General features: G+C 53.8%; 12 protein-coding genes and 1 tRNA gene. 2 read left to right on the top strand and 11 right to left on the bottom strand.

The window, feature by feature from the left end; translation table 11 throughout:
• Window positions 1-30 precede the first annotated feature (30 nt).
• Window positions 31-462 carry an Rrf2 family transcriptional regulator gene (locus tag AC0YN0_RS05225; protein WP_475820311.1) on the bottom strand — a complete coding sequence of 144 codons (432 nt, stop codon included), beginning with the start codon at window positions 460-462 and terminating at the stop codon, window positions 31-33.
• A 59-nt stretch (window positions 463-521) separates the two neighbouring features.
• Window positions 522-1,097 (bottom strand): xanthine phosphoribosyltransferase, encoded by a 576-nt coding sequence (locus AC0YN0_RS05220; RefSeq protein ID WP_475820310.1) that lies wholly within the window; start codon window positions 1,095-1,097, stop codon window positions 522-524.
• Window positions 1,098-1,192: 95 nt separating this feature from the next.
• Here AC0YN0_RS05220 and AC0YN0_RS05215 point away from each other — a divergent pair.
• Window positions 1,193-1,279: transfer RNA gene (locus tag AC0YN0_RS05215), tRNA-Leu, on the top strand.
• Between the two features lie 47 nt (window positions 1,280-1,326).
• Here AC0YN0_RS05215 and AC0YN0_RS05210 read toward each other — a convergent pair.
• From AC0YN0_RS05210 to AC0YN0_RS05190, 5 genes are read right to left on the bottom strand one after another with little or no spacing between them, the layout of a single operon-like run.
• Entirely contained in the window at window positions 1,327-2,721 is a 1,395-nt protein-coding gene (locus AC0YN0_RS05210) for an ADP-ribosylglycohydrolase family protein (protein WP_475820309.1), read from the bottom strand.
• A 44-nt stretch (window positions 2,722-2,765) separates the two neighbouring features.
• Window positions 2,766-3,578, bottom strand: a complete 813-nt coding sequence (locus AC0YN0_RS05205; protein WP_475820308.1) for an MBL fold metallo-hydrolase — start codon at window positions 3,576-3,578, stop codon at window positions 2,766-2,768.
• Between the two features lie 22 nt (window positions 3,579-3,600).
• Window positions 3,601-4,443: a sugar phosphate isomerase/epimerase family protein gene (locus AC0YN0_RS05200; protein WP_475820307.1), complete on the bottom strand. Its 843-nt coding sequence runs from the start codon at window positions 4,441-4,443 to the stop codon at window positions 3,601-3,603.
• 5 nt (window positions 4,444-4,448) lie between these two features.
• Window positions 4,449-5,423 (bottom strand): Gfo/Idh/MocA family protein, encoded by a 975-nt coding sequence (locus AC0YN0_RS05195; protein WP_475820306.1) that lies wholly within the window; start codon window positions 5,421-5,423, stop codon window positions 4,449-4,451.
• 8 nt (window positions 5,424-5,431) lie between these two features.
• Window positions 5,432-6,826, bottom strand: coding sequence for an N-acyl-D-glucosamine 2-epimerase (locus AC0YN0_RS05190; RefSeq protein ID WP_475820907.1), 1,395 nt, complete (start codon window positions 6,824-6,826; stop codon window positions 5,432-5,434).
• A 169-nt stretch (window positions 6,827-6,995) separates the two neighbouring features.
• Between AC0YN0_RS05190 and AC0YN0_RS05185 the strand changes: the two genes are divergently transcribed.
• The gene (locus tag AC0YN0_RS05185) at window positions 6,996-8,540 is read left to right on the top strand and encodes a DUF4127 family protein (RefSeq protein WP_475820305.1); all 1,545 of its coding nucleotides are present in this window, start codon (window positions 6,996-6,998) and stop codon (window positions 8,538-8,540) included.
• 140 nt (window positions 8,541-8,680) lie between these two features.
• Here AC0YN0_RS05185 and AC0YN0_RS05180 read toward each other — a convergent pair whose 3' ends face one another.
• From AC0YN0_RS05180 to AC0YN0_RS05165, 4 genes are read right to left on the bottom strand one after another with little or no spacing between them, the layout of a single operon-like run.
• Entirely contained in the window at window positions 8,681-9,745 is a 1,065-nt protein-coding gene (locus tag AC0YN0_RS05180; RefSeq protein ID WP_475820304.1) for a Gfo/Idh/MocA family protein, read from the bottom strand.
• 21 nt (window positions 9,746-9,766) lie between these two features.
• Window positions 9,767-10,528, bottom strand: coding sequence for an N-acetylmannosamine-6-phosphate 2-epimerase (locus AC0YN0_RS05175; RefSeq protein WP_475820303.1), 762 nt, complete (start codon window positions 10,526-10,528; stop codon window positions 9,767-9,769).
• Window positions 10,483-11,439: an ROK family protein gene (locus tag AC0YN0_RS05170; protein ID WP_475820302.1), complete on the bottom strand. Its 957-nt coding sequence runs from the start codon at window positions 11,437-11,439 to the stop codon at window positions 10,483-10,485. Before AC0YN0_RS05170 ends, AC0YN0_RS05175 begins: the two co-directional genes overlap by 46 nt.
• Window positions 11,440-11,479: 40 nt before the next feature.
• The gene (locus AC0YN0_RS05165) at window positions 11,480-12,481 is read right to left on the bottom strand and encodes a carbohydrate ABC transporter permease (protein WP_475820301.1); all 1,002 of its coding nucleotides are present in this window, start codon (window positions 12,479-12,481) and stop codon (window positions 11,480-11,482) included.
• Between the last annotated feature and the right edge of the window lies 1 nt (window position 12,482).

The raw sequence follows: 12,482 nt of genomic DNA, 5'->3' as shown, positions 1-12,482 counted from the left end.
ATACAGCTTTGGGCACCTCCTTTTGTACTCTTACTCGCTGCCTATTTTCTCAGCGACATCGCCTGCGATCTCGGCTAGCGTAATTTGGCCAAGCTTATTTTCCATCGCTTGCTGCGCTTCGTTGAAGGCTCTTTCCAGCGAGGTTTGAATGTTGCGCCCGACGCCGCAATTCGGATTCGGCTTCTCGTGAATCGCGAAAAGCTCATCCTGAATGGGACTTGTTACGGCCTGATATATATCGAGCAGCGTAATCTGATCGGTTGGCCTCGTAATGACGGCACCGGCTACGCCTGCATTCGTCGTGACGAGTCCGGCCTTGCTTAACATACCGATAATCCGGCGGATAACGACCGGATTCGTATTGACGCTTCCCGCAATCAGCTCCGAGGTCATCCGCTCGCCTTCGCTAACGTCCAATAACGTCATAATATGAACCGCTACCGCGAATCGATTACTAGTCACGTCCTCACCCTCTCGTCGTTACAATATGTAAGCATTATAGTTACACGAGACAGCGATTGTCAATGATCCGCGAACGTTACTTGACCGCCTTCGAGCGACTGAATTCTAGCAAGCGACTCCACCTGATAGCCAAGATCGATCAGCTTCTGTCTGCCTGGCTGGAATGTCTTCTCGATGACGATGCCGATCCCAACGACCTCTGCCTCCGCTTGCTTCACAATACCAGCCATGCCTAGTGCGGCGTCGCCATTAGCTAGAAAGTCGTCAATAATAAGCACGCGCTCCCCTGCCGAGAGAAACTTGCGCGAGACGGACACCTCGCTCACTTCCTGTTTCGTGAACGAATAGACGCTCTCCGTGTACAAATCGTCCTTCAGCGTTAACGATTTTCGTTTGCGCGCGAAGATCAGCGGTACATCCAGCTGCAAAGCAGCCATTACTGCAGGCGCAATGCCGGACGACTCCAGCGTCAATATTTTTGTAATGCGGCTGCCTTCGAAACGTTCGACGAACAGCTTGCCGACTTCCCACATCAATTGCGGATCAACCTGATGATTGAGGAAGGAATCCACCTTCAGTACATTTTCATTTAGGACGATGCCGTCCTGCATAATTTTTTGCTCCAGCTTGTTCAACGCCTGCTCCTCCACCTATCCTCTATTTTTCTAATCCAATACTTGACTATGTTCTATTATACATGATAAGATAAATCCCGTTGACACATTATTTTGCGGTCGTGGCGGAATTGGCAGACGCGCTAGATTCAGGTTCTAGTGGTGTAACAGCCGTGGAGGTTCGAGTCCTCTCGACCGCACCATAATCATCAAAGGCTACAGCTCATGAGCTGTAGCCTTTGTTCGTTTATTATTGACTCCGATACGCCTCATTGGCGCGAATAACCGCCACTGTCCGTTCCGCTAGCTTCGATATCGGCACGATCCCGAACCCATCGACACCGGAACGGATTTGATCCCGAAGGGGTTCGATCCACTTCTCCGGAAGACGAGAAGCCCCGTTTCGCATGCCAATGACAGAGCCCGCCGTAGCCCCGTTGCAATCCGTATCGAACCCGGCTGCAACGGCCTTTCCGATCGTAGACTCCAGCTCTCCTTCGCCGTACAGCAACGCGACGGTGACAACCATCGCATTCGAAATCGTATGACACCAATGATAGGGATGGGATTCATCGTATTTAACGTGAATCCGCTCAATAGCTTCTTCATAAGACAGGCCGTCGCTATGCCATTGCAGCACCTCGGCCAGCTCTGCAGCCAGCCTGCTGGTCGCCGGAATTTGCTCGAGTCCTGCCATGACGATGTCCTCCATCTTTTCCGTTACCGCCGCTGCAGCCAGCATGGCTGCGACCCACATCGCACCGTATATGCCGTTTTTCACATGGGAGACGGAAGCATCGCGCCATGCCGATTCGGCGGCCTTCTCCGGATTTCCGGGATACATATAACCGTAGAAGTCGGCCCTAATTTGGGCGCCGATCCACTCCCGGTACGCATTCCGATAGGAGGCGGAGGCAGGAGGGCCGACTAGATTAAGTAAATTGCGATATGCGATTCTTTCGGCCGTGCACGTACGCAGCGCCGGCAGCAGATTGAGCCAAGCTTCCGCAACGTCATCCGGCGTGAAATCGCAGCCGTATTTCTCCACGATGGCAAGGCCTAAGATCGTATAATTCAGATCATCGTCTTCTACCATATGCACTACGTTGTTGATCCAGCTCACGCGACGGTTTCCGTAGGAGCCGCCTTCATTAATAACGTCATATTTTGCGGCAATCAACGGATCGATATCGGACGAGATATAGTATCGAATCGGCGAATTGTCCGTTTCCCTGATCAAACCATCAATTCGTTCTCTTCGCCAACCCTCTATCGGATGGCCGAGCAGACATCCCGCCGAACGGCCGAGCCATGCCCCATATACCCGATCTTCCATATCGATGCCTTCAAAGGAAGCAGCCTGCTGCTCTATACGGATGCCTCGCTCCCGCCTCAGCGCGCGAATGCCTTCCAAATCCGACGGTTCTGAATACGGATAACCTTCGATAAGCGGCAGTCTGCCCATTGCGTCCAAATATTCGGCCGCCATTTGCTCGCGCAGCGGATCATTCGGATCCAAGCCGGACATTCTAGCGAACTGCTCCTCCAACTGCCCGCCAATCGCCTTGCCTTCATCTATCCCCTGCCGCCGTTCGATTTCGATATGATGCCCGTATTGCAAGTAATAAAGCACCGAAGCTTTCATAGGATTCGATCACCCTGCTTCCCATTGGCACTACAATCGATGAACTAGATTGGCAATATAAAACCGTCATAGGCAACGATAATTTGTTCAGGATCAAATATAGCCTTTAATTGCTCGTGCTGCAGCCCGATATTATGCGAGAAATGGGTAGCGACCACTCGGCTGCCGTCATGCAGGACGCCGTTCGTCCTAAGCCTGTCGCGGATCGCGATAACCGATTCGATATTGAGATGGCCTCCTGTGAATGGCAAATTGCCGTTCGTGCAATCCAAGATGGCTGCATCCACGGTCGTTCGCTCAAGCCATTTCCAAGTCGCATCGGGAAGAAGTCCGGTATCATGACCGTAAAATATGCGCTTCCCATCCTTCTCGATGAGAAAAAGCAGGCAGGTCTCGTCGGGATCATGGTTGGCTGGCAGGGCCGTCACTTTAGCGGTTCCCGTATCCACCGTCTCGAATGGAACGATTCGCTGAAGAATGAGGCGATCCGCATCCGGCCTGCCTACGGCGTCGCGGCATTTTCGAATGACGGCATCGTGGCCGTATACGCGCAGCGGATAATCCAGGCCATGCGCATATACAGGCAGACGCATTTCCAAATCCTCCGCGCGCAAATGATCCAGATGCGTATGCGTCACGAACAAATCCTTCACGAGTCCGAGATCGATTCCGTCACGCAGCACATGATGCAGCGTATCGGGTGGAAAATCGATCTTCAGCACGCCATCTATAATGACAGAGCTCCTCGTTCGTATGTTAGGCCCGCCGAGTCTCCGAGCCTCGGCGCAATGTCCGCACCGGCAGAACATTGCGGGATAACCTTCCGCTGCTGCCGTTCCAAGAAAATGAATATTCACGTCTTGCCTCCATTCCGTTTTTCTAGAGCATTGCTGCGATTCTCGTCACGTTGCCCACCGCATCGATCGAACCGCGCTGGGGTTCCTCGTCTCCCTCGAATTCGACGGACAGCCAGCCGTCATAACCAGCATTTTGCAGCGTCCCGAATACGTATTTCAAATCAACAGCGCCTTCCCCCGCAACTTTGCCCAAGTACAGCTCCCCTGTTAGCGCTCGAATAACCGACCCTGTCGTTCCCTCCGGCACGGGAAGGAAATCCTTGACATGCACATGGCCGACATAGTCCTTCAGTTCATCGACCGCTTCGCTCGTGCTTTGCCCAACAAGCAAAAAGTTGCCCGTATCGAACGTGCTGCGAAGCGCGTCCGAGTTCACTTTGCGTATGATATCCATCACCTGGTCGCTTCGCCCGGCAAACAATCCATGATTTTCGAGGCACAGCGTCACGCCGCTCTGTTCCGCATACTCGGCTGCCTTGCTCAGCCCTTCTACTACATATTCCAAGCCCTGCTCATACGTAATCGAATCATTCGGCAGGTCGCCCGAAAACACGCGCACGACCTTCGCTCCGAAATGGACCGCGGCATCGACGGCGTCCGTCACCTCTTTCACCTGCCCCCTTCGCTGCTCCTCGTCTGCCACAACGAAATTGTTACAGGCGCTGAAGCAGGCCACCTGCAAGCCGTATTCTTGCAGCGCTGCATCTATCAATGGGATATCCTTTTCCTTGTCTTTCCAAAAACAGCTGAGAAGCTCGACGCCTTGGACGCCGACCTCGGATGCGAATTCGAGAAAATCGACGGTGTCCCATTTTTGCTCGTACCAGTATTTATGCACGCTCCACATACTAAGAGCTATCTTCAATTCATTCACTCTCCCGTGTCCGAAGATGGATAGTTTGCGCTGCGATAAATCGCTTCCGTCAATCCGATAACCTTGCTCGCGTATTCGCCGGATACAAGTACTTCATGCTCGTCGCGAATGGCGTCAACGAAGCTTTTATCCTGATTCGTCGTTCGTACGGGCAACTCTACCTCAATCGCTCCATCCTTGTAGGTCATCAACTCAAGCCTGCCATTGTCGAGATAAATGACGCCAAGTTCGCCGCAGAATGAATAATACTCCCGATATCCCGGCACATAGCCGATAATATTTAGCCCCGCGACCGCACCCTCCTTGAAGCGGATGCTGGTGAAGGAATCTATCTCCACAGGCGCCCCCTGCGTGCTTACGGTCGACTTGACCTCCAGAGGCGTCAGTCCGGTCGTCCATAATAGAACGTCGATTATATGGCTGCCTGAATCCATCAGCATACCGCCGCCCGACAGCGCCGCGTTCTGCCTCCATGTACCGGTCTGACTGAGCTTCCAATCCTGGTATAAAGTAGCGTTAATCGACGTCAGCTTGCCGATTACACCATCAGCGATCGCTTGGCGGATGTACAGAAACTCCGGTTGAAAATGTCTCTGGTAAGACACCTGCAGCAGTCTTTCACGCTCCGCAGCAACTTGTATGAGCTGCTCCGCCTCCTCGGAAGAGCAGGTCATCGGCTTCTCGATCAGTACGTGACAGCCAGCGATCAACGCATCCCTGGCCTGCTCGAAATGCTGCGTATGCGGCGAACAGACGATGACCGCGTCCAAGCCGCCCTTGCCGAGCATTTCCCGATGATCGGCATACCGTTCGGTTCGCGCAAGTCCAAATGCCGAAATAAAACGGGAAGATGCTTCCTCGCTCGGATCGGCGACGGCGGCAATTTCCACTTGCGGCAGCGCAAGCATCTGTCCGGCATGAAGATGGGCGATGCCGCCGGTTCCGATAAAACCAAGTTTGATCGTTTCCATATATGGACTCACTCCTTCTCTTGTCCGTCCCATTTCCATCCGCGTCTCGATCCCGGTACGGTTACTTTTGTTTCGGCCGCAACCGAATTGGGCGGTTTCTCCGAGAACAACCACCGGTCCGGCGTATCCTGAATGCCGCTAAGCTCCAACTCGAATGCGCTTTCGGGCAGATGAATGGAACGTAATGTAATCCGATTGCCGTCTACAACGGAAGATTCCCATACGACTCTGCTGGCGCGGCCGTCAATCCAGATCGTACCGCCGCCTTCTGGCAGCGCCTTCCGTGCTTCAATTCGCTTGTTGAACGTTAACCGGACTTCATGTTCACCTAACCGTTCGATTCGCATCGGCGCTGGCTTGTCATCGTACATATAGCCCCCTGTATGATACTCATAGGCCGTCCACGCCGAGAAGCCGAGCGCGAACGCCGTTCTGCTGAACTCCCCAAGCCAGCTTCCGCCCTTGATCATATGCCTAGCCGACCCAATATCGGCTTGAACCGCAAGCGGAAGCAGCGGATGCCTTTGTCGGATTTGTTCGACGAAAGGCCTGTAATCCTTCACGTAATCGGCTGGCAGATCGCCTCGAGTCCAATCCGGCCAATGCGTTTGCAAATAATGAATGTCCGGCCGTACCTTCTCGATCATCGACGGCGCGTCGAGGCCTTGATCCTCCCGAAGCCGCTCCACGCTGCCTAGTCCAGCGTTTATGGCGAGCGACCAGGTCGCTACTAAGATATCAGGCCTCGCCTCGCGAACGCCGTCCTTGCCATTAATCATTTCGTCGATAAATCCGTTCACCGCTTCGACGCGAAAGCTGACCCACTTCCTGTAAGTCATAGGATCGTTGGCATAGTAGCGATCCGAATCGGGATTCGTGAAATCGGGCATTCGGATGCCGTATCGGGAAATAAAGGCCGCCTCCGCATGTGGACCGACATCCCCATAGACGCCTCGCCCGATGCCTCCCCATTCCGGAAAATACGGCTCTGCGATCTCGATGCCGTCGAACGGGTAGTCGGACACCAGCCTTGCCATCGCGGCCTTCTTCCATTTGACGTAGCCTTCACTGAAAGGAGATAACCGTTTGAAGCCGTCATCGACCTCCGTTAACAGCTTCATTTGCCAGGAAGGCCATTCCTCGGGAAACCGTTCCACCGAGAACGTGCCGTTGCCAATGACCATTGCCCACACCGGAATGCCTCTTTGGCGGAACGCCTTGATCAGCCCTGCATCCACGACATGTTCGTTGACTACAAAATAGTGAACGCAGCAAAAACCGGCCAGCTCGATTTCATCGACGATGCTTTCTGCCGAACGTTGCCGATAATAAGCAAAGGAGGGATCGATCTGAATGCTCGGACCGGCAAGCGCCCGTCTTCTTAGCCCCTCATCTATCCACATAGACAATCAACTGCGCCCCCTTTTTCCTCTCCTCTTAAATAGGTATGACTGCACTTCGGAAGAATATATCCGTTATCCGCCGCGATTTAAAAAAATAATTCCAATGACCGAACCTGATGTATAATAAGGGCAAACTTCATCTTATCTGTTCATTTAGGGAGGTCATTGTATGAGTAAAGTCGTGTACGTACCGCTCGACGAACGTCCTTGCAATGCGAAGTTTCCCATCATGCTGGCTGCTATCACAGATCTCAAGCTTTCTTCGCCGCCGCGAACGCTGCTAGGCATTAAGAAACAGCCCGCGGATGTCGAAGGCATCCGCCATTGGCTGCTGAAGGAAACGTCGGACGCCGACTATTTGATCGTATCCGCGGATCTGCTCGTCTACGGCGGAATCGTCCCTTCCCGCCTTCATCAACTGCCGCTTGCGGAATGCGCCGCCAGGCTAGGCTTTCTCCGAGAGTTAAAGCGTTCTCACCCCGCTCTGCGCATATACGCCTTTAATTTGATTATGCGGGCGCCGGCGTACAACAGCAGCGACGAGGAACCGGATTATTACGAGCAGCACGGTCACTCCCTCTTCCGGTACGGCTGGTTGAGCGACAAGCAGTCCTCGGTACCGCTGACGGGAGAAGAGCAAGCGGAATGGGAGTCGCTTCAGACCGACGTTCCGGCTGACATGCTAGCCGATTTTTTGCGGCGCAGAGCTACGAACGCCGAGGTGAACGAGCTCGCTATCAACCTCGTAAACGAAGGGATCATCGAGCATCTCGTTATTCCGCTCGACGATAATGCTCAATTCGGCTTCAGCCCGATGGAACAGCGGAAGCTGCTCTTAACGGCCGAGCGACATAATCTCATGGATCGGGTGCTGCTCTATCCCGGAGCGGACGAGATCGGCTGTATCCTTTTCGCGAGAGTGTTCTGTCGGATCAAGAACTATATGCCTGAGGCGGCGGTACGCTATTCCTCCACGCTGGGACCGACCATTATCCCCAAATACGAGGACCGGAGCTTGAACGAAAGCGTCAAATCCCATCTTCATTCCGGAGGCGCCTACATGAGCGATTCCTCAGCGACGGCGGATTTTGTGCTTATGGTCCATTCTCCTCCCGTCTCGCAGCATGAGGTCGCCGAATCACCGAATCCCTACAAGGATCGCCATCGCTCCTACTTCTCGGAAGTGCATATCCCGGAGTTCGTCTTCGCGCTTGAAGCGCTCGCCGGCAAAGGCAAGCTGATCGCCCTAGCCGATGTTGCCTCCTGTAACGGCGCTGACCATACGTTGATGCGCTTGCTGTCCAAGAAGGAGCTATTACCCCGAATAACGGCTTATGCTGGCTGGAATACGTCCGGCAACACGCTTGGAACCGTCGTTTCGCACGCTATTATCGCCTCTTACTACCGCAACCAAGATTCCCGCCCTGACCATACCGACCGCATGAACAGCTGCTTTTACCTATACCGGCTTATCGAAGACTGGGGTTACCAATCCATCGTCCGCCAAGAAGCCGCCAGCCGTTTGGGCGAATTAGGCGGAACCTACTTTCAGGTCGGCCATATCCGCGAGCAAGTATCGCAGCTTATCACGCAGAGGCTTCACGAGTTTTGTGCCGAATATTTAGGAGAGACGGCAAGCGGCGCTATAGACGGTCTCAAGGCCGACCTCCCTTGGAATCGGATGTTCGAAGTGGATCTAACGCTGCAAATGTAAAAAAGGCGGTGCAGGTGAATATGCCTGCACCGCATTTTATTAGCCTTTTGCATGGATTTCATACAATCAAAAAGCCAGAAACGAGAACAAATCAGCTTTTGATTAGATTTAGTGCAGGTAATAAATAACCTCAGTAAACCTCAGTAATCAAAATGAATTTCTTTGCCCAGAGCCGCCGATTCGTAGATGCCGCACAGCATTTTCATAACCTCCACTCCGTCCTCCACGGGGCTGCGCGTTTCTTTTCTGCCGAGACAGCTGTCAATGAAGTGGTTGATTTCGTTTTGGAAGCCGCCCGTAAAATCGAAAGCCAGCTGGTCGACCTGCGGCGTGACGTTAAGAATCGTGTCATGTTTCTCCGCAACGATGAACAAGCTCGGCTCGATCTCCGCGCCGCCTTTGTCGCCGTACAGTTTGACCGTAATTTCATCCTGCTTCGCATGGAGCGTGAAGCTTACGTCGACCATCAGAGATGCGCCGTTCTCGAAGCGGATGATCGCGTTAGCCAAGTCTTCCACCGTATTTTTGCTGGAATCGTAATCCGATGCTTGATAGAAAGAGAGATTGTTGATATGGGCTCGGTTGCCAAGCTGGGAATAGGTATTGCCGCTAATCGATTTCACCTTCGGCTTGCCCATTAAATACCAGCAAATATCGATGATGTGGACGCCGAGGTCGATAAGCGGTCCGCCGCCGGACCGCTCTTTGTCCGCGAACCAGCCTCCCGGATTGCCTAACCTGCGCAAGCAAGTCGCTTTGGCATAGTAGATTTCGCCGAGCTCTCCCGCCTTAATGAATTGGTTCAAAATATCGGTGTTCGAGCCGTATCGACGGACGAAGCCGACCTGGAGCACTTTGCCGCTCTTCTTCACCGCCTCCTCCACGCGCAGCGCTTCTTCCACCGTCTTGCAAAGCGGCTTCTCCACGAGCACATGCTTGCCGGCTGCCACGGCGGCGATGCTTATTTCGGCATGCGAATTGTTCCAGGTGCAGATGCTGACGGCGTCGATTGCCGGATCGGCCAGCAGCTCGCGGTAGTCGGCGTATACATGCTCCGCGCCGTATGCGGCCGCCTTCTTCTTAGCGCGTTCTTCGTTCAAATCGCAAATGGCATAGATCGTTACTTCCGGATTGCGCGAATAGGAGCCCAAATGAAATTCCGAGATGCTTCCCGCGCCAATGACACCGATATTTACTTTTTTCATACGTCAACATCGCTCCCTCTTCTATAAATCGAATCCGTTCTCGAAGACTTGCAACTGTTCGTTGATGCGCGTTACGAACCGCCTTACGATTTCTTGAGGCCGCGTAATAGCCGTACCGACGACGACGGCATGCGCACCGGCTTCAAAGCAGCGTAAGCATTCGTCGATCGTCCATATTCGCCCCTCCGCGAAAACCGGCACCCTATCGAGCGCGGCCAGCCTCGCTACCAATGCAATATCGGGGACGGACTGCTGCGGACTATGCGGCGTATACCCCGACATCGTTGTCGAGACGACGTCAACGCCGAGCTGCATCGCGGCAATGCCTTCCTCGAATGTGGATACATCGGCCATTATAGGCGTTTCGGGAAAGCTCTTGCGTATGTCCGCGATAAGCCTTTCGAGCGTATCGTTGCCCGGCCTCGTCATCGCGGTGCTGTCGATCGCAACAACATCAGCCCCGGCGCGGACGATTTCCTGCACCTCCCGAAACGTAGGGGTAATGTATACCTCGCTGTCCGGGTAATGTTTTTTGTAAAGACCGATTACCGGAACCGTGCACCTCTTCTTAATAGCGGCTATATCCTGAGGCGTATTCGCCCGGATGGCAGCCGCTCCGCCCGCCTCCGCCGCGACAGCCATCGCAGCCATCATATAAGATCCGAATAAAGGCTCGTTCGCAAGCGCTTGGCATGATACGATGAATCCGTCTTGGAGTCCCGCGATTGTCGGATGGATCATAGAGACACCCGCTTGCGGATCGACCCCGTGTTGTACAGCCATACCTGCGCCGCCGCTCCAATGACGCCGGCATTCGCGCCTGCGGAAGCCGGCATGATCCGGCAATCGTTCCACATGCTCGGCGATGTTCTTGCTTCCGCCTGTTTCGTCAAAGCCGCAAAAAAAGGTTCTCCCGCTTCGGCTACCCCTCCGCCAATAATAATCGCCTGCGGATTAAACGTATGAATAATGCCGCCAATGGCTGAGGCAAGCGCGCGAATGGCCGTATCCATCGCTTTTGCTGCAATCGCGTCGCCTTCCATCCAGCTTGCGATCACCTCCCTGGCGGTGATCTCGTCTCCGTACTTGCCGAAGGCATGCCCGGACTCTCTCGCCAGCCTCGCCAAGCTCGGACCCGAAGCATAAAGCTCAAGACAGCCATAATTGCCGCAGCTGCAGCGAGAACCGTTGAAATCAACGGTTATATGACCCAGCTCCCCTGCCCCTCCGGAGCTGCCCCGCAGCAGCTTCCCGGATTCCACAACAGCGCCGCCTACGCCGGTGCCCAGTGCCAAACATACAAAATGATCAAGCCCTTTAGCTGAGCCAAAGCATTTCTCGGCGACGGATATAACATTCACGTCATTATCGACGAAAACTGGCAGCCCGAAGCTGTTTTCCACGATTTGTTTAATCGGCGTTCCCGTCCAGCCCGGAAGCGTATCGACCGCGAACGAAACGGAGCCGGAGCAAAAATCGATTTGACCCGCGCTGCCAATCCCAATGCCGTCTATCGAGCCGCCGCCGGAACTAATCAACCGGCTTATGCCGCCCAATACATTTTGCATCACATGCTCGGGTCCTAATGCGGCGCCTGTCGCTTCAATATGCTGTTCGGCAATCGTACCTTCCTCGTCAACGATCGCAAAATGGATCTTGGTCCCGCCTATATCTACACCAACTGCATAGCTCATAGCAGCACTCCTCCGTCATATGCCGTCTGGATTGTTCCCGCTAGCCTACCAGGCCCGTGCGCTCCACGCTCTCGACAAAATACTTTTGCGCGAATAGATAGAGAATGAAGATCGGCAAGATGCCGAGTAAAATACCTGTGTTCAAATAGAGCGATGTATGCGAAATGCCCCCTACATATTCAGGCCGTACGGCGCCAGGCAGCAGATCGAGCATTCTGGCCAGCAGCGTGTAGTTTGGAACGAACAAATTAACGAAGTAGCTGTCGTTCCATTGCCAGATGAAAGAGAACAGCAGCACCGTGGCGATGCCTGGCACCGCGTTGGGGAGCATCACCCGGACGAACGTACCGGGAATGCCCGCCCCGTCCACGTAGGCGGCTTCCTCCAAATCCTTCGGAAGCGATCGGAAAAACTGTCGGAAGATAAAGATGTACAAGCCGTTTTTCAAACCCATGGCAAGACCCGACGAGATGAAAAACGGCCAAAAACTTTCGAGCAGGTTCACGCCCTTGCTGCCGGTGAACAGCCCATACAGCCCGAATACGTCGAAGAAACGGTAATGCAAATACGTCGGTACCATAATCGTTTGCGGCGGAACGACGATCGTGAAGATAACGATGCCGAATAGGATCGAGCTGCCGCGAAACCTTAATCTGGCAAAGCCATAACCCGCAAGCGCGCAGGATACGAGCTGGAGCACCGATGTCCCGATGCTGAGCAGCAGCGTATTCGTAACCGCCTCCGGATAACGAAGATAGTCCATGACGGTTTGGATGTTCTCCAGCGTAAAATGCCGCGGCAGCCAGACAACGGTTGCATCGAACATATCCTGTTTATCGCGCAGCGCGATCGATATCTTCGTTAGTATCGGATACATAATAATGAAGCATATGCCGGTGACGAGCACGGAACGGACGATAACCCAAAGCCAATGCTTCGCTTTCTCGACCGGGCTATGGCGGTCATTCCATCTTGCAGCCGTCCCGACAGCAGAGGCAGCTGCTTCTGACAGGCGGTTTCGCTGTGCTTTATTCGACTCCATC

It is taken from the genome of Paenibacillus sp. J22P218 (genome assembly GCF_056269195.1).
Note: the sequence above shows the minus strand (reverse complement) of the source record. Positions and strands in the feature narration are given on the sequence as shown.

Bases quoted from the DNA above. Each gene is read 5' to 3' on its own strand.
- AC0YN0_RS05175 (WP_475820303.1), bottom strand. From the start codon at position 10,528: ATGGCTGTACAACACGGGGTCGATCCGCAAGCGGGTGTCTCTATGATC.
- AC0YN0_RS05210 (WP_475820309.1), bottom strand. From the start codon at position 2,721: ATGAAAGCTTCGGTGCTTTATTACTTGCAATACGGGCATCATATCGAA.
- AC0YN0_RS05180 (WP_475820304.1), bottom strand. From the start codon at position 9,745: ATGAAAAAAGTAAATATCGGTGTCATTGGCGCGGGAAGCATCTCGGAA.
- AC0YN0_RS05185 (WP_475820305.1), top strand. From the start codon at position 6,996: ATGAGTAAAGTCGTGTACGTACCGCTCGACGAACGTCCTTGCAATGCG.
- AC0YN0_RS05165 (WP_475820301.1), bottom strand. From the start codon at position 12,481: ATGGAGTCGAATAAAGCACAGCGAAACCGCCTGTCAGAAGCAGCTGCC.
- AC0YN0_RS05190 (WP_475820907.1), bottom strand. From the start codon at position 6,826: ATGTGGATAGATGAGGGGCTAAGAAGACGGGCGCTTGCCGGTCCGAGC.
- AC0YN0_RS05170 (WP_475820302.1), bottom strand. From the start codon at position 11,439: ATGAGCTATGCAGTTGGTGTAGATATAGGCGGGACCAAGATCCATTTT.
- AC0YN0_RS05195 (WP_475820306.1), bottom strand. From the start codon at position 5,423: ATGGAAACGATCAAACTTGGTTTTATCGGAACCGGCGGCATCGCCCAT.